A 22,064-nucleotide genomic window follows, 5' to 3' on the forward strand; every position below is an offset into this window, starting at 1 on the left:
GATTGATAGATGTCAATTACGAGGCGCTTCATGGCCGTCAGATGGCTCGATTCAATAGTTGTGGGGCACCTGAAAAGCCTTCAGGACATCCATATCAGGACGCAACCCCAGCCCTGGAGCATCGGGCAGCGCAACAACGCCCTCGCGCACAGGAAGTGCGGACATGACCATGTCGCGCAGGGGATTGGGATTGGCATCCACTTCCACGTATCCCGGGCCGCCCACGGCTGCCTTCAGATGCATGGACGCCAGAAGGCCTATGCCACCTCCCAACCAATGCGGGCAGAATAGAATGTGCCGGGCAAGCACATTCTTCGCCACCGCCAGACACCCCGTAAATCCTCCCCACTTCCCCAGATCGGGCTGCATAACGGCAAACGCGCCGCTTGCGCCAGCCGCCTCGAACTCCGGCACACCCCGCATGTTTTCGCCTGCGGCCAGCGGTATGGCGCAGTCACGGGCCAGCGATTGCCACGTCTGCAAAGGATTGTCCGCGGACAGCGGCTCTTCTAGCCAAACAGGATCCATGGGCGCGAGCAATCTGCTCATTGTTACTGTTGTATTGACATCCCATGCCTGATTGGCATCCACCATCAACTGAGCAGCAGGTCCGAACATGTCGCGCAAGGCGCGCAGGTTGGCCACGTCGCGATCGGCGCCGAAACCAACCTTGATCTTGAATGCGCGATATCCTTCATCATGCTTGCGCGCAGCCAGCTTCTCTGGCTCGACGGGATTGAGCCCCGAAGCGTAGACGTTGACCTCGCGCCCCGCGCCGCCCAGCATTCGCCAAAGCGGTTTCTGCTGCCGTCTGGCGGTCAGATCCCACATCGCAATATCCGTGGCAGCGATGATCTGCGCAATGGTGCCAGGCTCGCCACTTTGTATGCCCAGCACACGCAGTCGCGCCACCAGCGTTTCAAACAACTGGCTCGGGCTGTCCCATGCGCGTTCTGTGAGTATCGGTGCCACGCAGCTGTCGAACATGCGTGCGCGATGCTCCGCCCCGACGGCTGGGAAGTTGCACCATGCCTCGCCCCAGCCGACCTCGCCATCCACATCCTCGACGCGAACCAGTACGGCGGGCCGGTCGAGCATGGTGCCGAACGACGTCCGGACTGGCTCGGAAATCGGGGCGCGGAAGACCAGGGCTTGAGCCCTGGTCACGCTCAGGCGGGCGCTCAAGATTTCACCACGTCCAGGTAAAGAGAAGGGTCGAAGTATTTGGATGCCGGCACGGCATTATTTATTTTGGCAAAGTCGATGAAGAAATCGGTAACCTGCTGCAGCCACTTGGTGACCGTTCCATCTTCGTAGAGTTTCACCCAGTCCTGCGAAGTGAACATCTTCTGTGCCTTGTACTGCTCCTGGATGTCCGAAAGCGGAACATTGGGATAGTATTTTTTCTGCAGCAGTTCGATCGACTCCTTGGCGTTATTCACCATGTGATCATTGGCCTGAGCCCAGGCCTTGATGATGCGCTTGAGCGCGTCCTTGTTGTTCTCATAATAATCGTTGCGCGCCGCCCATCCGCCCACGATGGCTGCCTCAGGATAAAAGCTTGACGCATCCACCAGCATCTTGGCGTCTGGGTTGCGCTTCTTGACCGAAATATTGAATGGGACCCACAGTGCCACGGCAGGCACAGCCTTGGAAATGAAGGCAGTCACGGCATCCGGCATGCGCTGATTCACGATGTCGACATCCTTGGCCGGATCCAGGCCGTTTGCCCGCAATGCCTTGTCAAGAAAGACATGGGCCGTGGTTCCCGTGGTTGTGGAAATTTTCTTGCCTTTGAGGTCCTGAATGGAATTCACCCCCATGTCCGGGTGCACCCACAATTGAGCAGTTGCGAACTCAACATCGTTAATCAGAAACACCTTGCCTCGCCCGCGCGCCGGAAAATTGGACATCACCGCGCCAGTGGCCAGGACATCGATGCTGCCCCCGCTCATGGCCTGGAACAGCTCCAGGCCGGTCTGGAACTTCACGAACTCCATGTCCAGCCCCGCCTTTTCCCACAAGCCCATGGAATCAGCCAGCCAGATCTGACCATCAACCGCGAGGGTATGCAGATAGCCCGCCTTGATCTTGACTTTCTCCTGCGCTAGCGCCAGGCCTGGATACGCGCCGGCGAGCGCGGAGGCACCAGCCAATTGAATAAATGTACGACGCTTCATCTCGAGTCTCCTCATCTGTTTTTGAAGGTCCTGCCTTACTGCAGAGTCGCTTTGCCCAGCGCCTCTTGTGCTGCATATTCCTGCATGACCGAGTCGTATATCTTGGAACGCAACGCATTGAACTCCGGCGTTGACAGCAGGCTGCGATCACGCGGGTATGAAAATGGAATATCAACCACCTCGCGTATGCGCGAAGGCCGGGCCGAGATAATCATGACCCTGCTCGATAGATAGACGGCCTCTTCAACCGAATGTGTTATCAGCAATACCGTCTTGCCTTCCTCGGTCAGCACGTTAAGCAACAGGTCATGCATGGCGCTGCGCGTCTGGGCATCCAAGGCGCCGAAGGGTTCATCCATAAGAATGAACTGAGGGTGAACGGCATAGGTGCGCGCCAACGCCAGGCGCTGGCGCATCCCGCCCGACAATGTCTTCGGATAGGCTTTGCGAAAATCCGCCAGACCCATGAGATCCAGGTATTGGTCAATGGTGCGCTTTTTCTCATCGGCTGTAAGATGCTTGTTGATCTTTAGGTTCAAGCCAAAGCCTATGTTCTCTTCCACTGTCAGCCAGGGAAACACGCCGTATTCCTGGAACATGACGCCTCGGTCTGGCCCTGGTTCCGAAATTTCCTTGCCGTCGATGGTGACGGAACCGGAGGTCGGTCGTATGAAGCCGGCTGCCATGTTAAGCAGCGTTGTTTTGCCGCACCCCGATGGCCCCACCAGAGAAATGAACTCGCCCTGCCTTATCGACAGGCTCATGTCGCGAACCACCTCCAGCAATCCTGCATCGGTCTCGAATTGCATGGATACATTGCTGAACCGTATACGCTCTACTTTTTCCTGCATACCCTACCCCGTGTGCTTGTCCTGCCAGCTAACCGCCACAGCCGAAATCTTGCGCAATATGAGGTCCATGAAAAGCGCCAGGGCACCTATGCAGATAATGCCCAGATAGATTGTGGTCAAGTCAAAAAAAGACGATGCATCCTGTATCATCGCACCCAGCCCCTCCTGAGCGGCCACCAGCTCGGATGCCACCAGCGTGGCCCATGCCACACCGAGCGCTACGCGCAAGGCGGTCAGCATGTGCGGCACCGACATCGGAACCATCACCTTGGAGAAAATCTCGAAATCGCTTGCGCCAAGCGTGCGCGCAACACGCACATAAACCGGGCTGATCTGCATCATGCCTTCGTACATGACGATCACGGCCGCAAAGAACGCCGCATAAAACAGGATGGCAACCTTGGCGACTTCACCGATGCCTAGATACACGATGGCCAGGGGAATCAGGGCAATGGGCGGAAGCGCTCGAAAAAAATTGATGAGCGGATCGAAGAAGCGGCGCAAAGGTCTATACCAGCCAATCAAAAAGCTCACAGGAATGGCGGCCAGCATGCCAAGAATCAGGCCCAGCACCACGCGCTGGCTCGACATCCAGATATTGAGCAATAACTCACCCTGCGTAAGCCGCTGCCAGAACTCCGCCAGGACGCTGCCTGGTGACGGCAGCAACCCGGGGTTAATCAACCCCGAAGCGCGCAGCAGCGCCCAGAATGCGACAAGGCAGGCGAAGGGAAACACCGCCCAGAACACTGTGCGCAATGCAGGAGCGCGGTTTTTTCGTTTTGCCATGGCTCAGCTTCCGGTCGAACGTTTTCTGACGCCTTGCATGAGATCAAGGTCGATATAAATCATCTGCGCGGGATACTGAATGTGCGCGAAATAGACAATGCAGCCCTTGGCATCCAGCAGACCCCGCGTCACATCGGCTATTGGGTCTCCTACGCCTATGTCCAGATGCGCAGCGGTGTCCTCGTTGGAGACAGTGATCCGCATCATCTGCCGCGCCTGCGACACCGTCATGTCGGGCAGTGCAGCGATCTGGGGCACCACCGGGTTGCTGCTGAATCCTTCCGGATCCCGATCAAACAGCCGCTGATCGAGATAAATGTCGATCAGGCAGTAAGGAATATTCTCGTGATAATGCACACGGCGCATGCGCTGATACGCCGGGGCCGGCTCGCCCGACTCGAAAACCGGCGTCAGGGCCGGAATGCTCGCATCAATAGGCAGGCGGCGTATTTTGAGATCCGCGACGGCGTCTACCAGTTGGTCCAGATTATTGGGTAATCGAAACCACCGCTGCTGCGACAGATCCTTCGCCACGAATGTCCCCAAGCCACGGGTACGATGGATCAGCCCCTGTTCCTCGAGTTGCGTCAACGCCGCACGAAGCGTGATGCGCGACACTTTGTATTCGTTTTCCAGCTCATCCAACGTGGGAATCTGCTCTCCGTATCGCCAAGCCTGATTCTCTATTTCCTGCCGCATCAACTTGGCCACCTGCAGATACAGCGGCATTCGGCTCTTGCGAAATATTGACGCTTTGTTCATGGCAAGACGCTACATCTTAAAGTTATTAATTTAAGCACAATGTGATTGTGGCTCGCCATTGTGAAGAATGTCAATGGTTACTTTTCCTAGTCACGCCCTCTTTCAGGTACGCCACTTGCTGATCGTCGCCGCAGCAAGCACTGGAGATACAACATGGAACAGTCTTTCATTCCGTTCATACTATATGCGGCGAGTACCGTATTGTTCAGCGTACTCGGCGTACTTTTCTGGTTGGATTACGCCCGGCGCGGCACCCTGGACAGCGACCACCGCCAGGATGCCACGCGTTGAATGTGCAATCTTGTCATGCCCATTCCTGCGATCAGTCAGGCGGCAGGGCATAGGCAATCACATCATCGCCGACCTTGGTGCCCAGCGAGCCATGCCCGCCGGCCACCACAACAATATACTGGCGGCCATCGCTGCCCATATACGTCATAGGAGTGGCTTGCCCGCCAGCGGGTAAACGGCTTTCCCATAGCTGCTCACCCGTGGCCATGTCGTAGGCGCGAACGTAGTTGTCGATCGTTCCAGAAAGAAATGCCACGCCACCCCCGGTTACGAGCGGCCCTCCAAGAGAAGGCACACCCATGCGAAACGGCAACGGCAGCATAGAGCTGTCGCGCACGGTGCCATTTTTGTGCATCCAGACAATTCTGCCTTCATTCAGATCAACGCCAGCCACATAGCCCCAGGGCGGGGCCTGACACGGAATCCCCAGTGGGGACAGAAAAGGATAAAGCTGTACGGCGTATGGTGCGCCAAAGTTTTCATTCAATGCCGGCAGGCTGCCAAAGGGTCGCTTGTTTCCCTGGACATAGAAAGTCTTGTCATCTTTGCGCGGCACCAGCCTGGAAACAAAGGCGAGGTAAGCGGGCGTGGTAAAGGCGGCCTGACGCTGGGGATCCACGGCAATACCACCCCAGTTGAATACGCCAAAGTTGCCAGGGTAGATCAGGCTGCCGCGGGTGCTTGGAGGCGTGTAACGCCCCTCGTACCGAAGCCGTTTGAACTCAATGCGGCATGCCAATTGATCAAGAAGCGTGGCACCCCACATTGAAGCTTCGGTCAGTTTGGGAGGATTGAATGATAGCTTAGAGACTGGCTGAGTCAGCGAAACATGATCGCCCTGCTGGGATCGACTAGGCGCCGGCTGCTCCGTGACGGGCAAGGCCGGCTTGCCGGTGCGTCGATCCAGCACATACAGTTCTCCCTGCTTAGTGGCTTGCACCAAGGCGGGTACGGTTTTGCCGCCAATCTTCAGATCTACCAGGCTAGGCTGCGAAGGGACGTCATAGTCCCACAAATCGTGGTGTACGGTTTGAAATACCCAGCGCACACGACCTGTCTCCAAGTCCAGTGCCACAACCGAAGAAGAATACTTCTCCTCGGACTCGCTGCGATCAGCTCCCCACTGATCTGGCGGCGCATTGCCCATAGGCACATAGACCATACCCAAGCTTTCATCTACACTGGAAATGGACCAGCTGTTAGGCGAATTGGCTGTGTAGGTTGCTCCCTCGCCCAGAGGCCGAGTGCTGTCGGGATTGCCGGAATCCCAGTTCCAGACAAGTTCACCGGTTCGCACATCGAAGGCCCGAATGACACCTGATGTCTCGTGAGTGGACACATTATCGAGGACCGTGCCACCTACAATGATGAGTGACCGTGTCACTACGACCGGAGAGGTTGAGTAGTAAGAGCCAGGCTTCACGTTGGGCATATGTTCCCAAAGATTAATCTGCCCGGTGCCGCCACCGAAATCCTTACAAACTTTGCCATCATCGGGATTCAATGCAATGATGCGGCCATCTGCGGTGGGCATGAAGAGCATGGCGTCGCAGCGATCCGAAACGGGGCCGATGCGAGCGGCAGTCGCGTGCCTCGCAGCGCTGGCGGTCGGAACATCGGTACCAGAAGACATTGTCTCAGCGCCGCCCGATGGTGCCGCAGGACCTCCTCCGAAATAGGACAACCCACGGCAGGTAAGATGCTGCAGTGTCAGATCTTTCGCCACCTGCGTGTCGTAGCGCCAGATCTCATCGCCACTACTGGCATCCAAGGCAATCACCGACTGATGGGGGGTGCAAAGAAACAGGCGTTCACCTATTTTCAGCGGCGTTGCCTCGAAAGTCGTTTCTTCGGGATCGGACTTTCCCCGCTTCACATCGCCCGTATGATAGTGCCAGGCGATATCCAGCCCGCGCACATTGTCGGGAGTAATTTGGGCCAGTGGTGAAAAACGCTGCCCCTTGCCCGTGCGCCCGTATGCGGGCCACTCTCCCGCTGTCATGCTTCCCCCGGGCGCATCCAGCACCGCGTGCCGGTCCGGTAGTCTGCCCTCGATCGTATGCGGTTGTGTCAACCAGGATGCAATGCATACGCCTATTGTGACGACCAGCACGGAGGCGAGAGGAATGCGCACGCGTCTATATGCCGCTTGATTGCGCTGCTGAGTCGTCTCGTCGCTTCCCCCCCCGTGTTCGCGAGTGAGCGAACGGACCGTCCATGGGGCAAGCAATAGAAGGCCGAGAACAAAGACCAGATCAAGACGTGCGGCCAACGGCCACCAATCAAGGCCCACTTCCCATACGGACCAGGCCAGAGTTGCCAGCGCCAAGGCCGCGTACAGCCAGAGCGCGCTCGCCTTTCGCCTATACAGGAGCACGGATATCGCTACAAGCACCATACCCGTACAAAGATAAAACCACGACCCGCCCAGTGCGGCCAGCCACACGCCGCCAATGAGAAGCGCCAACCCAAGTCCAAAACATAGAACGGCCATGGCGATCAACCATGGGCCAGGTCGGGTATGCTGCATGATGTGCCTCCAGTTGCGAAATTGGCGAGCCTGCTTCGGAAGCTGCCAGCAAGTGCAATACCTGGTGACTGACCATGTATGATGGATGCTGTCGCGCGGCAGGCGCACAGCACCTGCCGCAATTGCCCCGCTTTCTATCCCGTCAGTAGCTTACGCTGGCGCCCAGCATGAGGCGTCTGCCGGGCAGCGGCGCTTTGTTGGCGATGAACGAAGCATGGTTGTATGCTTTTTCGTCAAACAAATTGCTGGCTCTGAAATAAACCGTATAGTCGCTCGCGCCCATCCGGCCTTCGTAGGCTATGCCCAGATTGACCATGTTGTATCCGGGAGTCTTGGACTCGTAGTCCGCCACATGGTCTTGCTTGAACACGCGATAAGCTTCGATATCGGCCGACCAGCGGTTCCAGTCGGCGCGCAGGCGCAGGCCGGCGCGGGCTGCAGGAATGCGGGGCAAATTATCGCCACCCTCAAGTTTTCCATGTACGAGATCACCAAAGACGCCCCAGGTCAGATGGCGATTCTGACGGTAGTTAACCTCCGCTTCCAGTCCGTCGAACGTGGCATCGCGCTGGGCATAGGAGATAAGACGAAAATCTTCGTGGCGGTCCAGCGTGTCGGCATAGATATAGTTTTTGACATGATTGTGGAACGCTGTCAGCGTGTAGCGCAGGCGTCCCGCTTGCTTGCGTAGGCTGATTTCCAGATTGTGCGAGGTTTCGCGATCAAGGCTTGCGTTGCCCAGTTCATATGTATTTGTCGCTAGATGGATGCCGTTGGCATAGAGTTCCTGGGCGGTAGGCAGGCGTTGCGAACGCGAAGCCGACAAGGCGAGTGCATATGCCGGCGCGAAATGCCATGTCGCGCCGGCCGATAATGAGGTTCCCTCCATATTTCTTGCCGGCTGGCTTGAATCAGGATCGACCGACTGCCAGTCGTGGCGGGCACCAAGCTCGAACTGCCAATCTGCCAAGGCATAACGCTCAAGCAGGAATATGCCGGCGCTTTGCGTCACGGATCGCGGTATGAATCGCTCTTCGCCCAGGGCACTGAAATCGCTGCGCCCTTCCTGTAGGCCCAGCACGCCTCGCCAGCCTGCGAGCGGCTGGTGTTCCAGCTCGATGCGGGCATCATGGCCACGGTTCTTGAATGTGGTGGCCACCTCGCGGCCCTCGATCTCTTGGTGTTGGTAGTCGGTCAGACCCGCGCGCAGCCGAATCTCGCGCACGCCAGTGAATGGTTCGCGATAGGCAGCACGAAAATCCATGCGGTCGCTGCGCAGTTTCACGAAAGGAGCATCGTGTTCTTCGTGCCCATGGCCATGATCATGATCGTCATGCTCCCCGTGCTCGTCATGGTCGTCGTGATCATGATGCCCGCCGCAATGCAGGTGGGAGCCATGAGGGTGGCAGCCCTCGTATTCATGTTCGTGCCCCGGCAGCCCATACTTACGATAGGTATGGGTGTAAGCGAGCCCCGCGTAGCCGCGGCTGCCTATCCAGGACAAGCCTACGCTACCTGTTTCGGTCTGTTCGAACGAACCCTTAAGGCGCCCTCCAGGCCAATCGGGCACTTGATAATCGGAGGCACGGCGCTTGAGGCCTTCGACGTGCACGGCAATATTGTTGCCCCCGGCAGTCAGGCCAAAGGCCCCCGTTCGTTCGTCCGAGCCCGTGGCTCCGCTAACACGGACCATGCCCTCAAGACCGTTTTCGGGCATCGCCTCAGGAATACGGTTATCAAGCACATTGACCACGCCGCCAATGGCTCCTCCGCCATACAACAGGGTTGCAGGCCCTCGCAGGACTTCGATGCGGCGTGCAAGCATGGGCTCGCTTGTGATTGCGTGGTCGGGAGATACGCTTGAGGCGTCCATGAGCTCCGAACCATCGGACAGCACCTTGACGCGCGGCGCCGTCTGTCCACGTATCACGGGCCTGCTTGCGCCGCCGCCGAAAGTGTCTGAATGGACACCTGGCAACCCGTCAAGAGTCTGGCCCAATGTGGCCTGGCCTGCCAACAGCAGCGACGAGCCGTCCAGGGTATCCGCCGATATAGCCGTACCACCGTCGCCACTCAACGGATAGGCCCGGACCGTAACCGCGGACAGTTCTGTAACGCCTCTCCCGGTCTTCGCATCGCCCTGATGGGCATGCGCCTGTGCTGCAAGCGCGGAGGCAATTGCAATGGTTAGCGCGCGGAGTTTTATCGACATGTCATGCCTCTTGTCTATTTAAAAAATGCAATGTTATAACATATCATTTAAAAGATGCCATCCAAGACCGCACACGCCTCAACCTCATGCTCCTGCCGGGGTGATAGCATAACGATCTCGCCACAGGCAGCATGACGGATATGAAGTGAACAACGTGTTCCGGATCTCTCACCTCTCAGCGGGCTTCATTGCCGTACTGGTTGGCTACACCAGCTCCGTGGCCATTATTTTTCAGGCGGCCAGCGCCGTTGGCGCGACCCCCGCCCAACTCAATTCCTGGATGTGGGCATTGGGCATAGGCATGGGCGCGAGCTGCATCGGCCTGTCGCTGCGCTATCGCAGCCCCGTCCTTACCGCGTGGTCCACACCTGGCGCGGCCCTGCTGGCCACCAGCCTCTCAGGCCTCGACATGGGTCAGGCCATTGGCATTTTTTTGTTTTCATCGTTGCTTATCACACTGAGCGGGGTAACGGGCTGGTTTCAGAAACTCATGCAATACATGCCGCGCCACATCGCGGCTGCCATGCTCGCGGGCATCCTGCTGCGCTTCGGCATGGATCTCTTTATTGCCATGCAAAGCCGTTGGGCCCTGACTGGTATCATGTTTCTGGCCTATCTGGCCGGACGCCTGTGGCTACCGCGCTATACAGTACCCGTTGCCTTGGCGGCAGGAAGTATTGCCGCCGTAGCGCTTGGCCTGGTGCACACCGACACGCTTTCCTGGGCGATTGCATGGCCTGAGTTCACCATGCCTCGATTCTCATGGCAGGCGCTGCTGGGCGTCGGCCTGCCCCTGTTTGTAGTAACCATGACATCGCAGAACATACCCGGCCTGGCAGTGCTGCGCGCCAATGGTTACCAGACACCCGCCTCGCCATTGATTAGCTGGACGGGCCTTACCGGTCTTGTTCTGGCGCCTTTTGGCGGCTACGCATTCAACCTCGCTGCCATCACGGCAGCCATTTGCATGAGCCCCGATGCCGACCCCAACGCAGACCAGCGTTACAAGGCTTCGGTTTGGGCAGGCACTTTCTATCTGCTCACGGGCGTGTTCGGCGCCAGCGTGGTTGCATTGTTTGCAGCCTTTCCCAAGGAGCTCGTTGCCGCCATCGCGGGGCTGGCGCTGCTCGGCACGATCGGCAACAGCCTGTCGGCAGCCCTGGCTGACGAACACGGGCGCGAAGCGGCCCTCGTGACCTTCATGGCCACGGCGTCGGGTCTCGTTCTGCTTGGCATAGGCAGCGCATTTTGGGGTCTGATCCTGGGCATGACGGTGCACTGGGCATTGTGCGGCATGCGCCGTCGCAGCCGGCCAACCATCTAAGCGTCGACGGTGCCCACACCGATATCGGCTTCAGCCAGCGCCTGCCGTATCACTTTGGCGAATTCTACCGCCCCAGGTTGATCACCATGTATACACAATGTGTCAGCTTGAACTGAAATATCGGTTCCCTGCTGGCTTCGAATTTTGCCTTCAGTCACCATGCGCAGCACCTGCCTGACAGAAGCGTCCACATCCTCGATCATGGCGCCAGGCTGCGTGCGCGGCGTCAGGCTGCCATCGTCCTGATAGCTGCGATCGGCGAACACCTCTTGCGCCACGGCCAGACCGACCTCGCGCGCCGCATCGACCTGCGCGCTGCCTGCCAGAGCGTAAAGCACCAGGGTATTGTCGACATCATGCACCGCCTGGGCGATGGCCATCGCCAACTCCCGCTGGCGCGAGGCCATGTTGTACAAGGCGCCGTGTGCCTTCACATGATGCAGCCGCGCATTCTGGCTGGCTGCGACGGCCGCCAGCGCCCCTACCTGCACCACAACCATGTCATAGGCCTCATCGGGCCTGACGGGAATGCTGCGGCGTCCGAATCCCATGAGATCGGGCAGCCCTGGATGAGCGCCCAGGGCGACGCCGTGCCGTAAAGCCGCCTCGACCGTCTTGCGCATTGTGGCGGGGTCCCCCGCATGGAAGCCGCAGGCAATATTAGCCGAGGTGACGTGCGGAAGCACATCCAGGTCATGTCCCATGACCCATACGCCAAAACTCTCGCCCATATCGCAGTTCAGGTCTATGGTCCAGGCCATGGTCGTCTCCTAAAAACGTTGCACCCATTGTGCGTAATGTTCGATGAAACTGGACAGCAGCGCCTGTCCCGTTTCAGTCAGTTGCCCGGCGGGATCGAAGAGTTTGTCGGCTTGGCCCAGGTAGGTTTCAGGGTTGGGCATGGTCAAAACGTTCAGGCATGCCAGGGACTGGCGAATCTGCTGGCTCGATCCGAAGCCGCCGACCATGGACGGCGACGCGGTAATGACGGCGCCCGGCTTGCCGGACCACACGCTTTTCCCGTACGGACGCGATCCGATGTCGATTGCGTTCTTGAGCGCGGCCGGCATACCCCGGTTATGCTCCGGGCTGACAAACAACACGCTGCCAGACGCCAGAATTTTCTGTCGGAACGCCGTATAGGACTCGGGTGAGTTGTCATCGTAATCCTGGTTGTAGAGTGGAAGATGGCCTATTTCCACAATCTCGAGCGACAGGCTGGCTGGGGCAAGCTGCTGGAGGCCCAGCGCGATCTTGCGATTGATGGATGCCTTGCGCAGGCTTCCCACCAGGACGGCAACAGTAGTGCTCACTTGGTCCATGTCTTCTCCTCGGTGTCTCAAAGTAGAGACATTCTAGCGCGGCCTGCGGTGCTGCCAACCCGAGACATTGCATTCCCGCTATCATTATCACTATGGCACAACAGGATGCTCCCGCGAGATAACGCAAGGTTCGGCATCGCCCGGACCGCAGAGCATACGTCCGCAACCGCCATCCGTTTTAATTCAGACAAGGCAGCCGATGTTTCTCAGCATATTCGACGTCTTCAAGATTGGCGTGGGCCCGTCCTCCTCGCACACCATGGGCCCCATGACCGCGGCGGTACGCTTTCTCTCGCTGCTACGCGATCACGACGCCGCGCGCAATGCAGCCCGCGTGCGCGTAACGTTGTACGGATCGCTGGCCTACACTGGCCGCGGCCATGCCACGGACCGCGCGGTCTGCCTGGGCTTGCTAGGCCATGCCCCCGCCACACTGGATCTCGACGCGGCAGATTCACAGCTCGTCGCACTTCGCGAACACAAGGTATTGCGGCATTCGGGCCTGCCCCACCTGGCGTTCGACCCGCAAGCCGATATCGTCTTTAACTACGGCCCGGCGCTGCCCGGACATGCCAATGGCCTTATCTTCGAAGCCTTGCAATCAGATGGGCGGGTCTGTGTCAGTGAAACGTATTACTCCATCGGTGGGGGCTTTGTTGTCACCGCCAGCGAGCGCGAACATCCCACGGCTGATTCCGGAGACCGCAGGCAGCATTGGCCATATCCATTCGACAGCGCCGCGCAGATGCTGCAGATGGCGGAGGAAAGCGGCCTTACCATCGCCCAGATGAAGTTTGCCAACGAATGCTCCGAGCGCCCTGCCACGCAGGTGCAGGCAGGCGTTACTGCACTATGGAAAGCCATGGATGCGTGTATCGAACGCGGGCTGAACGCCGAAGGCCAGTTGCCAGGCGGCCTCAAGGTCAATCGGCGAGCCGCGGCCATGCGGCGTCAGCTCGAAAGTGAACGAAATAGTCAGCGCGCCCAGCCCCATGCGGCCAATGACTGGCTCAGTGTCTATGCCATGGCTGTGAACGAGGAAAATGCCGCCGGTGGCAAAGTGGTGACTTCACCCACCAACGGCGCGGCGGGTGTGCTGCCGGCCGTACTGCGGTATTACCTGGACCACTGCAGAGGCGCCGATCCCCAAAAGGTTCCCGATTTTCTGCTTACGGCGGCAGCAATCGGCGGCTTGATCAAGTATCGGGCATCGATTTCTGGGGCAGAAGCCGGATGTCAAGGTGAAGTGGGTTCGGCAGCCTCGATGGCGGCGGCGGGCTTCTGTGCGGTACTGGGCGGAACACCCCGTCAAATCGAGAATGCTGCTGAAATCGCGCTGGAGCACCATCTTGGCATGACATGCGATCCGGTGGGCGGTCTGGTGCAAGTACCCTGCATCGAGCGCAATGGGATAGGCGCCACCAAGGCCGTAACCGCGGCATCGCTGGCCTTGAGAGGCGATGGTACGCATTTCATGCCGCTGGACAATTGCATTGAAGCCATGCGCCAGACCGGTGAGGAAATGAGCACAAAATACAAGGAAACCAGCCAAGGCGGGCTGGCAGTCAACCTCCCCGAGTGCTGACCAACCAGCTGATGACATCCAGGCGCCAGCCCTCACCGGACAATCCTGTCGCTAACTTCAACTAAAACAAAAACCCCGGCGATGAAACATCGCCGGGGCGCTTTGCGCGGCAGGTCAGGCCTGTCCGCGACGAACGGATCCAAGAAACACTACTGCCCTTCAAGAAAGCTCTTGAGCTTGTCAGCCCGGCTGGGATGACGCAACTTGCGCAACGCCTTGGCTTCAATCTGGCGAATGCGTTCGCGCGTGACATCGAACTGCTTGCCGACCTCTTCCAGCGTCTGGTCGGTGCTCATTTCAATGCCGAAACGCATGCGCAAAACCTTGGCTTCACGCGGGGTCAGGGAGTCCAGAACCTCCTTGACCACATCACGCATCGAGCCATGCAGCGCCCATTCGGAGGGAGACAGCGTGCCCGTATCTTCAATGAAATCGCCCAGATGGGAATCGTCATCATCCCCGATGGGCGTTTCCATGGAAATGGGCTCCTTGGCAATCTTCAGGATTTTGCGCACCTTGTCTTCCGGCATGTCCATCTTCTGCGCCAGGGTCGCCGGATCGGGTTCCGCTCCCGTTTCCTGAAGAATCTGCCGATTGATCCGGTTCATCTTGTTGATGGTTTCGATCATATGGACCGGAATACGGATGGTACGGGCCTGATCCGCAATGGAACGCGTGATGGCCTGGCGTATCCACCAGGTGGCATACGTTGAGAACTTGTAGCCGCGCCGGTATTCAAACTTGTCCACCGCCTTCATCAGCCCGATATTGCCCTCCTGGATAAGATCCAGGAACTGCAGCCCACGGTTGGTGTACTTCTTGGCAATGGAAATGACCAGTCGCAGGTTGGCTTCCGTCATTTCACGCTTGGCCTTGCGGGCCTTGGCTTCGCCCGTGGCCATGCGCTTGTTGACGTCTTTCAGGTCCTTCAGAGGCAACACCACGCTTGCTTGCAGGTCGATAAGCTTCTGCTGCAGTTCCTGCACGGCCGGCACATGCCGTTCCAGCGTCTCGGAATACGAATGCCCCGCAGCCACTTCCTCGAGCACCCAGTCGAGATTGGTCTCATTGCCTGGGAAGGCCTTGATGAAATGTGCCCGTGGCATGCCCGCGCGATCCACACATGTGTGCAAAACCGCCCGCTCGAGCTTGCGCACTTCTCCAACTTGCTCGCGCAGGGTGTCGGCAAGCTTCTCGACCATCTTGGCGGTAAAACGTACACCCATGAGCTCGGTGAGAATGGCCTCCTGTGCCTGGACGTACTCGGACGACTGATAGCCGTCGCGCTCGAACGCCTTGCGCATCTTCTCGAACCATTGACCGATGATCTCGAACTTCTTGAGCGACTTGCTGCGCAGATATTCAAGCTGCTTACTGCTCATGCCACCGGCGGGGCCATCATCCTCGCCATCGCTATCCACGGACACGCCGGCACCTGCGTACTCCTCGCCTTCCTGGTCGATGAGGCCGTCGACCACCTCGTCGATCTGGGCCTGCCCATCCCGCACGCGCTGCACATACTGCAGGATTTCATTGACCGTGGTCGGGCAGGCGGCAATGGCCATGACCATATGCTTGAGCCCGTCCTCGATGCGCTTGGCGATTTCGATTTCGCCTTCGCGCGTGAGCAGTTCGACCGTGCCCATTTCCCGCATGTACATGCGAACGGGGTCGGTCGTACGGCCGAAGTCGGAATCGACAGTCGTCAGCGCAGCCTCGGCCTCGTCCTCGACATCGTCGTCACTGGACGCAACAGGCGCATTGTCGCTCATTAGCAGCGTCTCGGCGTCGGGAGCCTGGTCGTAGACCGAGATGCCCATGTCGCTGAAGGTACTGATAATGCCGTCAATGGCTTCGGCATCGACGAGATCATCGGGCAGATGATCATTGATTTCGCCGTAAGTGAGGTAGCCGCGGTCCTTGCCCAGCTTGATCAGGATCTTGAGCCGATTGCGACGCGCCTCCTGCTCTTCCGGCGTCATCTGGCTGCGAGTGGGCACATCCTTGTCACCTTTGCCTCGCTTGCCGCGTTTTGGCAGAGGCTTGAGATCGGGGATTACCTCGGCGTCACCGTTGTCATCATCCGTGAAATCGACGCCATCATTGTTGGCGTTCTTGGAGGGACGCCCCGGCCGACGACCTGAGGGAACAGGCCGGGTTGCAGCCTTTGCCGTACCTGCGGCGCCAGACTTGGCCGCGCGCTTGCGTGCCGGCTTTTCGGTCGCATCGGCGCTCTTGGACGTCTTTCGTGTCGCGGCCTTCTTGACGGCCTTGGCCCCTCCCGCAGCGGCTGTCGCCTTGTCAGCACCCTTGGCCGCTGCTGTGTTGGCTTTCTTGACAACCTCGTCGGTTGCCTGGGAGGTGTTACCGGTATCTTTGGTCATAATGTTTTCCGTAGACACAGACACGCGCCGCAGGAAAATTACCTGGCGCGTGCCGCGGTGCAAATACGTTTCGCGCCCGCACACCCATCGCAATGGGCCGATACCAACCACTGCCGTCCTGTTATCCGGTAACCCTTCCTTGGCTTATTGGCATGCAAGGCAAAATGGACTGACGAGGTCAATACCCGCTTTTTTGCTACTTGGGTGCACCGCTAATGCACGAAACTTTCTATTTTACTGTACTTATTGCGTCGGCACATTTGTATTCAACAATGTAATACGACGCGTCAACTCCTGATAACGCCTGCGAGAAAATTCGTCTTTCAAGCCTGATTCGACCAATGCGGACTGCTCAGCCCTGATCGCGGCAAGTTCCATGCGCAGCAAGGCATCATTCCACTCGGCCTGCGGGTCAGGTAGTTCTTCCTCGGCAAGCAGCTCTGGTGTGAGAGATGCCAGCACATCCGCCAGCGCCGAGCCCGGGTCCGCCGCTTGCAGCAAAGCGCCCGCATGCCTGGCACCGCTCATATTTGCCAGCGTAATCAGGTCTCTTACCAGTACAAGATGGGGGCCTTGTTGCAGAATTTCAAGCTGCTGGTCCCCCAGCGCGTCGACGATCTGGGGATGTGCAAGCAGCAGACGAAGCAGGCGCTTGGCCAGCGGTGTGACAGTGCGCGCCCCCCTGGTCGGTCGCCCGCGCCCGGTGTAGCGCCCAGTTCCGGGATTGTGTGCGCCCGGGCTGCCGTGATACGGGGCCGCCTGGCTGCTTTCTTCCGAATAGCCTGGCAAAATACTGTCCGCTGCCCATTGGCCGTGCCCTGACACCAACGCGTCAAGGCCCTCGTCCAGATAGGCGGGAGGCATGCCGGCTTCACGACTGACCGGCTCGCTGCGAGAAACCGGAGCGATACCGCCGCGCCCGATATCGCTGGGCACTATGCCCTGCGATGGCGGATGGATTTGCAGCGGCTCTGCCTGCACCGGGGAGGCTTCCAGCATCGCAGCCAGTTCTTCCGGCGTAAGCATTACCATGCGCGCAAACTCGCGTTCTATCTGAAGCCGAAGTGTACCTTCGGGAAGCAGCGCAAGCAGCGGCTTCGCTTCGTGCACGCAGGCAGCACGGCCCTCGGCCTCGTCCATGGCGTGACGCGATGCCAACTCCTCCAGCATGAACCGGGACAGCGGCATGGCCTCGGACACAGTGGCCCTGAAGGCCTCGGCGCCGAAATTGCGGATATAGGAATCCGGGTCATGCTCGGCGGGCAGAAAGAGAAAACGCATGGAAATATCGTCGCGCACAAGCGGCAGGCATGTTGTAAGCGCGCGCCATGCCGCACGCCGTCCAGCCTTGTCGCCGTCAAAGCTAAACACAATACGGTTGCTGGCCCTGAGCAACTTTTGAATGTGATGGGGCGTGGTCGATGTGCCTAGTGTCGCCACGGCATTGCCCAGGCCGTGCTGTGCCAGCCCCACCACGTCCATATACCCCTCTACGACCAGTACATGGCCTTCGCTGCGGATGCCGGCACGCGCCTCCCACAATCCATACAGCTCGTGCCCCTTGGAAAATAGCGTGGTTTCCGGTGAATTCAGATACTTGGGCTCGCCTTTGCCGATAATGCGCCCGCCAAACCCGATGAGCTTGCCACGCGTATTGCGGATGGGAAACATGACGCGTTCCCGAAATCTATCGTAGCGGCGGCCGTCCTCCGCCTCGATAACGAGGCCGGACTCCACCAGAACGGCATCTTCATAATGTGGAAAAACCGAGGCCAGCCCACGCCTGTCGTTACCCGACCAGCCCAGTCCGAAACGGGCAGCCGTCTCGCCACTCAAGCCACGCTGCTTCAGGTAATGGATGGCAGGCTGTGAGCGCTTGAGCGCATCCGTGTAGTGGGCTTGCGCCATATCCAGCACCTGCTGATGGCGAGAAATTTCTTCTTTCTGACGCTTGTCGGCTTCGCGTTGGCGCGGGCTGCGAGGCGTTTCGGGTACGGCGAGACCCACACTTGAGGCGAGTGTGCGAACCGCTTCGGGAAAGCTGGCCCCTGTATGCTCCATCAGGAAGGTAATGGCGCTACCATGGGCACCGCAACCAAAGCAATGATAGAACTGCTTGGTGGGGCTTACTGTGAACGAGGGGCTTTTTTCGTTGTGAAAAGGGCACAGGCCAAGCAGATTGGCCCCGCCCTTGCGCAACTGAACATATCGCCCGACGACATCAACGACATCAACACGGGCGAGGAGTTCCTGAACGAAGGATTCAGGGATCAATCAATACAGGCGCGGGGGCAGTTGTTGGCTGCGGATGCGCTTGTAGTGGCGCTTGACGGCCGCTGCGTGCTTGCGCTTACGTTCCGCCGTGGGCTTTTCGTAGAACTCGCGCGAACGCAGCTCGGTCAGCAGACCGTTTTTTTCGATGGTGCGCTTGAAGCGGCGCAGCGCAGCTTCAAACGGCTCGTTTTCTTTCAGACGAACGATAGGCATGTAGTCTCTTGAGCCTTATGGAAAAGGAATGGTTTTACGACAACCTGAAATTTTAGCATGAAAGACGCGCTCTTGGCACCTGATTGCGCGCTGCAACAGGGTGAACCGCCCCAGTCTTCCACTGGCTGTGCTGGATTTCGCAGGAATATTCAGGCCTCAGGCTCTTTCACCCTTGCGAACCCAGGATTCGAGTTGATGGGGACGCAGGCTGTCGTAGTCTTCGAACGGTTGATGTATCCAGGGATTGGTAGGAAGCTTCTCCACGAAATAATCGGGCGTGGCTTGGGAATGCCCCTTCCACCAGAGGACAGCCGTGCGCATTTCGGTAATTGCAGGAAATTGCTTGAGCAGATGGTCGCGTACCCGCGAAAAAGTCATGCCGGTATCGACCATGTCGTCCACAAGCAACACTTTTCCGTCCAGCGTGCCACGCGTAATGGTAATGAACTGGGCGATATCCAGTTGGCCCTGCAGAGTGCCGGCAGCCTCCCTATAGCTGCTCGTGGCCAGGATACCCAGCGGCAGATCGTAAATACGCGACAACACGTCTCCGACGCGGACGCCGCCCCGGGCAAGACAGAGTATCTTATCGAACTGCCACCCTGATTCGTGCACGATAAGAGCGAGGCGCTCTATAAGGCGATGGTAGTGGTCCCACGTGACCCACAGGTCTCGGTCGGTGCTGGGTGGCAGGCTCATGTGTCTATCATTCCGATGCATTGAAGGATCGTAATGATAAACCCGGATGCACCGTGCTGAAAAGAATCAGCCCGTGAACGGATGGCGCAGCACAATGGTTTCCATGCGGTCGGGGCCCGTGGACACCATGTCGATCGCGACGTCGCAAACCTCGGCAATACGCTCCAGATAGCGGCGGGCGTTGACCGGCAGCTTGTCGTACTCGGTAATTCCCACGGTGGATTCCGTCCAGCCTGCCATTTCCTCGAGCACAGGCTCCGCCTCGGCGGCCGCATGGGCGCCGTAGGGCAGGACATCGAGGAATTCGCCCTTGTAGCGGTATCCGACGCCTATCTTGATTTGCTCCACGCCATCGAGTACGTCAAGCTTGGTGATGCACAGGCCAGAAATGCCATTGATCATGACAGAACGCTTCATGGCCGCGGCATCAAACCAGCCGCAGCGGCGCGGGCGCCCCGTGACCGAACCGAACTCCTTGCCCACTGTTGCAAGCCTCGCCCCCGTATCATCGAGCAATTCGGTTGGGAATGGGCCACCGCCCACGCGCGTGGTGTAGGCCTTGGCAATGCCTAGCACGTAATTGAGCGATTGAGGCCCTATGCCGGCACCGGCGGAAGCGGCACCAGCCACGCAATTGCTGCTGGTCACGAAGGGATAAGTGCCATGGTCGATGTCCAGCAGCGCGCCCTGCGCGCCCTCGAACAACAGCTTATGGCCCGATTTCCGGGCATGGTAGAGACTGTGGGAGACATCGGCCACCATGGGCTCGATCTGGGGCGCAAGCGACATGGCCAGGTCGCGCACCTCGTCCGTTGACACAGCCTGGGCGCCGAGATACTGCGTAAGTACAAAATTATGATAATCAAGGACTTCGGCCAGTTTCTCGTCGAAGATCTCCGGGTCATAGAGATCTTGAACCCGCAAGGCCCGACGCGCCACCTTGTCTTCGTAGGCCGGGCCTATGCCCCGGCCCGTAGTGCCGATCTTGCCCTCCCCTTTGCGCGCCTCCCGGGCCTGATCGACCGCGATGTGGTAGGGAAGGATCAGCGGGCACGCCGGCGAAATCTGCAGCCGCGAGCGCACTTCGAGGCCCGCCTGTTCAAGTTCGGCGATTTCCTGCAACAAGGCCTGCGGCGAAATGACCACCCCATTGCCGATGTAGCAGGTTACGTGGTCGTGCATGATGCCCGAGGGAATGAGGCGCAGAATGGTCTTCTTGCCGTTGATCCACAGGGTGTGGCCAGCGTTGTGGCCACCCTGGAAACGCACAACGCCCTGGGCGGACTCGGCCAGCCAGTCGACGATCTTTCCCTTGCCTTCGTCACCCCACTGGGTGCCGATTACCACGATGTTCTTGCTCATGTTCATGCTTCAATAAAAGTGGCCCCGCAAACCCCGAGCCTGATACATTAATCCAATACGATACAACGCCCGATGGGAAGGGGCTAGTGTATCTCCCTGACAAGCCATTTGCCCTCTTCCAGCGCGACTTCGCGATCGACATGGAATTCGTCCAGCCGCTGCGACTGCCCTGGCAGCATCTGGATGACGATCTCTCCGCTGTCGCGCAGGGCACGCAGCATCTGCAGCAGCGCCGGGTCGCTGCTCCATGGGGCGCGTATTGCGCTGGCCAGCGGTGCGGGCGGCAGGCCCGAAGAGAGCTTGCGCAAATCAAGGCTGAAACCCGTGGCTGGGCGCGCGCGCCCAAACTCCCGGCCCATGCCGTCGTAGCGGCCGCCCCGCACCACGGCCTCATGCCATCCCTGGGCGTAGATGGAAAAAACCGCGGCGGAGTGATAGCCATAAGCACCGCCCAGATCGGCCAGGTCCACGCTGAAGGCGTGGCCAGGGAGGGCACGCATGAGTGTTTCCAGGCTGTCGAGGGCCGCCGCAATGGCCGGCAGCGCCGGGAGCTCCCGCCGGGCGCGGTCAACGACATCGGCGCCACCATATAGCGACACCAAAGCCACCAGTGCGTCCACGGTGGTGGACTGCACTTCGGGCCAGCGTTGCTGCAGGCCCTCCAGCGCCGGCCTGTCCTTGACGCTGAGCAACTCGAAAACTGTTTCACCGACCTGCGCCAGCGCCGGATCGGCGTCGAGGATAGCGCGCGCCACACCAGGATGATTCAAGTCAACCCGCGCCTCGGCAAGCCCGGCTCGGCCCATGCTCTCAAGCGCAAGCTCAATGATCTCGATGTCCGCCTCGTGACCAGCATGGCCGAACAGCTCCACGCCGATCTGCAGCAGCTCGCGATCGGAAAGCAGCCCTGCCGGTCGCGCATGCAGTACAGATCCGCAATAGCATAGACGCGTTACACCTTCCCGATTCAACAGATGGGCATCAATGCGTGACACCTGCGGCGTCATATCGGCTCGGACACCCAGGCTGCGGCCCGACAGTTGGTCCACCAGCTTGCAGGTGCGAAGCGCCAGATCGCTACTGCCCGACGATAGCAGCGAATCGAGATACTCGACCAACGGCGGAGCAACCAGCTCGTACCCATAGGTACGGTAGAGGTCCAGCAGAACACGCCGCAGCTCTTCTATGCGGCGCGCTTCCGCAGGCAAGACATCGGCAAGGCTTTCTGGCAACAACCAAGTGGACATGTGTCGTCCCAAACAAAAAGCGACCTGGGGCGTAAGCCC

At 59.0% G+C, this 22,064-nt stretch carries 18 protein-coding genes; 3 read left to right on the forward strand and 15 right to left on the reverse strand.

Annotation, left to right across the window (positions count from 1 at the left end):
• Window positions 1-51: 51 nt before the first annotated feature.
• Genes ERD78_RS08750 through ERD78_RS08770 form a run of 5 tightly spaced genes read right to left on the reverse strand, consistent with a single transcriptional unit; the run spans window position 52 to window position 4,582 of the window.
• Complete coding sequence (locus ERD78_RS08750) at window positions 52-1,185, reverse strand: mandelate racemase/muconate lactonizing enzyme family protein (protein WP_245152390.1); 1,134 nt, start codon at window positions 1,183-1,185, stop codon at window positions 52-54.
• The gene (locus ERD78_RS08755; RefSeq protein ID WP_129968878.1) at window positions 1,182-2,180 is read right to left on the reverse strand and encodes an ABC transporter substrate-binding protein; all 999 of its coding nucleotides are present in this window, start codon (window positions 2,178-2,180) and stop codon (window positions 1,182-1,184) included. The genes ERD78_RS08750 and ERD78_RS08755 overlap by 4 nt, the downstream gene beginning before the upstream one ends.
• A 35-nt stretch (window positions 2,181-2,215) precedes the next feature.
• Window positions 2,216-2,989, reverse strand: a complete 774-nt coding sequence (locus tag ERD78_RS08760) for an ABC transporter ATP-binding protein (RefSeq protein WP_245152391.1) — start codon at window positions 2,987-2,989, stop codon at window positions 2,216-2,218.
• Window positions 2,990-3,034: 45 nt separating this feature from the next.
• Window positions 3,035-3,820 (reverse strand): ABC transporter permease, encoded by a 786-nt coding sequence (locus ERD78_RS08765; RefSeq protein WP_129968880.1) that lies wholly within the window; start codon window positions 3,818-3,820, stop codon window positions 3,035-3,037.
• A gap of 3 nt (window positions 3,821-3,823) precedes the next feature.
• Window positions 3,824-4,582: a GntR family transcriptional regulator gene (locus tag ERD78_RS08770; RefSeq protein WP_129968881.1), complete on the reverse strand. Its 759-nt coding sequence runs from the start codon at window positions 4,580-4,582 to the stop codon at window positions 3,824-3,826.
• Between the two features lie 153 nt (window positions 4,583-4,735).
• Here ERD78_RS08770 and ERD78_RS19775 point away from each other — a divergent pair, with 153 nt between their 5' ends.
• Window positions 4,736-4,873: a hypothetical protein gene (locus tag ERD78_RS19775; protein ID WP_167668888.1), complete on the forward strand. Its 138-nt coding sequence runs from the start codon at window positions 4,736-4,738 to the stop codon at window positions 4,871-4,873.
• 31 nt (window positions 4,874-4,904) lie between these two features.
• On the opposite strand, the gene ERD78_RS08775 is transcribed toward ERD78_RS19775, so the two are convergent.
• Together ERD78_RS08775 and ERD78_RS08780 are read right to left on the reverse strand one after the other, a co-directional pair.
• Window positions 4,905-7,403 carry a membrane-bound PQQ-dependent dehydrogenase, glucose/quinate/shikimate family gene (locus ERD78_RS08775; protein ID WP_129968882.1) on the reverse strand — a complete coding sequence of 833 codons (2,499 nt, stop codon included), beginning with the start codon at window positions 7,401-7,403 and terminating at the stop codon, window positions 4,905-4,907.
• Window positions 7,404-7,545: 142 nt separating this feature from the next.
• A complete protein-coding gene (locus ERD78_RS08780; protein ID WP_129968883.1) occupies window positions 7,546-9,615 on the reverse strand; it encodes a TonB-dependent receptor domain-containing protein in 2,070 nt (689 codons plus the stop codon).
• 145 nt (window positions 9,616-9,760) lie between these two features.
• On the opposite strand from ERD78_RS08780, the gene ERD78_RS08785 reads away from it, so the two are divergent.
• Window positions 9,761-10,939 (forward strand): benzoate/H(+) symporter BenE family transporter, encoded by a 1,179-nt coding sequence (locus tag ERD78_RS08785; protein ID WP_129968884.1) that lies wholly within the window; start codon window positions 9,761-9,763, stop codon window positions 10,937-10,939.
• Here the strand turns inward: ERD78_RS08785 and ERD78_RS08790 are convergent.
• Together ERD78_RS08790 and ERD78_RS08795 are read right to left on the reverse strand one after the other, a co-directional pair.
• Window positions 10,936-11,700, reverse strand: coding sequence for a LamB/YcsF family protein (locus ERD78_RS08790; RefSeq protein ID WP_129968885.1), 765 nt, complete (start codon window positions 11,698-11,700; stop codon window positions 10,936-10,938). The genes ERD78_RS08785 and ERD78_RS08790 overlap by 4 nt on opposite strands.
• A gap of 9 nt (window positions 11,701-11,709) precedes the next feature.
• On the reverse strand, window positions 11,710-12,261 hold the full coding sequence (locus ERD78_RS08795) for an NADPH-dependent FMN reductase (RefSeq protein WP_129968886.1): 552 nt from the start codon (window positions 12,259-12,261) through the stop codon (window positions 11,710-11,712).
• A gap of 199 nt (window positions 12,262-12,460) precedes the next feature.
• On the opposite strand from ERD78_RS08795, the gene ERD78_RS08800 reads away from it, so the two are divergent.
• On the forward strand, window positions 12,461-13,846 hold the full coding sequence (locus ERD78_RS08800) for an L-serine ammonia-lyase (protein WP_129968887.1): 1,386 nt from the start codon (window positions 12,461-12,463) through the stop codon (window positions 13,844-13,846).
• 149 nt (window positions 13,847-13,995) lie between these two features.
• On the opposite strand, the gene rpoD is transcribed toward ERD78_RS08800, so the two are convergent.
• The 6 genes from rpoD to ERD78_RS08830 form a co-directional block, all read right to left on the reverse strand.
• The gene (rpoD, locus tag ERD78_RS08805; RefSeq protein WP_129968888.1) at window positions 13,996-16,230 is read right to left on the reverse strand and encodes an RNA polymerase sigma factor RpoD; all 2,235 of its coding nucleotides are present in this window, start codon (window positions 16,228-16,230) and stop codon (window positions 13,996-13,998) included.
• A gap of 243 nt (window positions 16,231-16,473) precedes the next feature.
• Window positions 16,474-18,504 carry a DNA primase gene (dnaG, locus tag ERD78_RS08810; protein WP_129968889.1) on the reverse strand — a complete coding sequence of 677 codons (2,031 nt, stop codon included), beginning with the start codon at window positions 18,502-18,504 and terminating at the stop codon, window positions 16,474-16,476.
• Window positions 18,505-18,717 (reverse strand): 30S ribosomal protein S21, encoded by a 213-nt coding sequence (gene rpsU / locus ERD78_RS08815; RefSeq protein ID WP_129968890.1) that lies wholly within the window; start codon window positions 18,715-18,717, stop codon window positions 18,505-18,507.
• Between the two features lie 156 nt (window positions 18,718-18,873).
• A complete protein-coding gene (locus ERD78_RS08820; RefSeq protein WP_129968891.1) occupies window positions 18,874-19,416 on the reverse strand; it encodes a phosphoribosyltransferase in 543 nt (180 codons plus the stop codon).
• A 66-nt stretch (window positions 19,417-19,482) separates the two neighbouring features.
• Window positions 19,483-20,778, reverse strand: coding sequence for an adenylosuccinate synthase (locus ERD78_RS08825; protein WP_129968892.1), 1,296 nt, complete (start codon window positions 20,776-20,778; stop codon window positions 19,483-19,485).
• Between the two features lie 83 nt (window positions 20,779-20,861).
• Window positions 20,862-22,025 (reverse strand): ATP phosphoribosyltransferase regulatory subunit, encoded by a 1,164-nt coding sequence (locus ERD78_RS08830; protein WP_129968893.1) that lies wholly within the window; start codon window positions 22,023-22,025, stop codon window positions 20,862-20,864.
• Between the last annotated feature and the right edge of the window lie 39 nt (window positions 22,026-22,064).

Source organism: Allopusillimonas soli, assembly GCF_004153445.1.
In the GTDB taxonomy this organism is placed as follows: domain Bacteria; phylum Pseudomonadota; class Gammaproteobacteria; order Burkholderiales; family Burkholderiaceae_B; genus Allopusillimonas; species Allopusillimonas soli.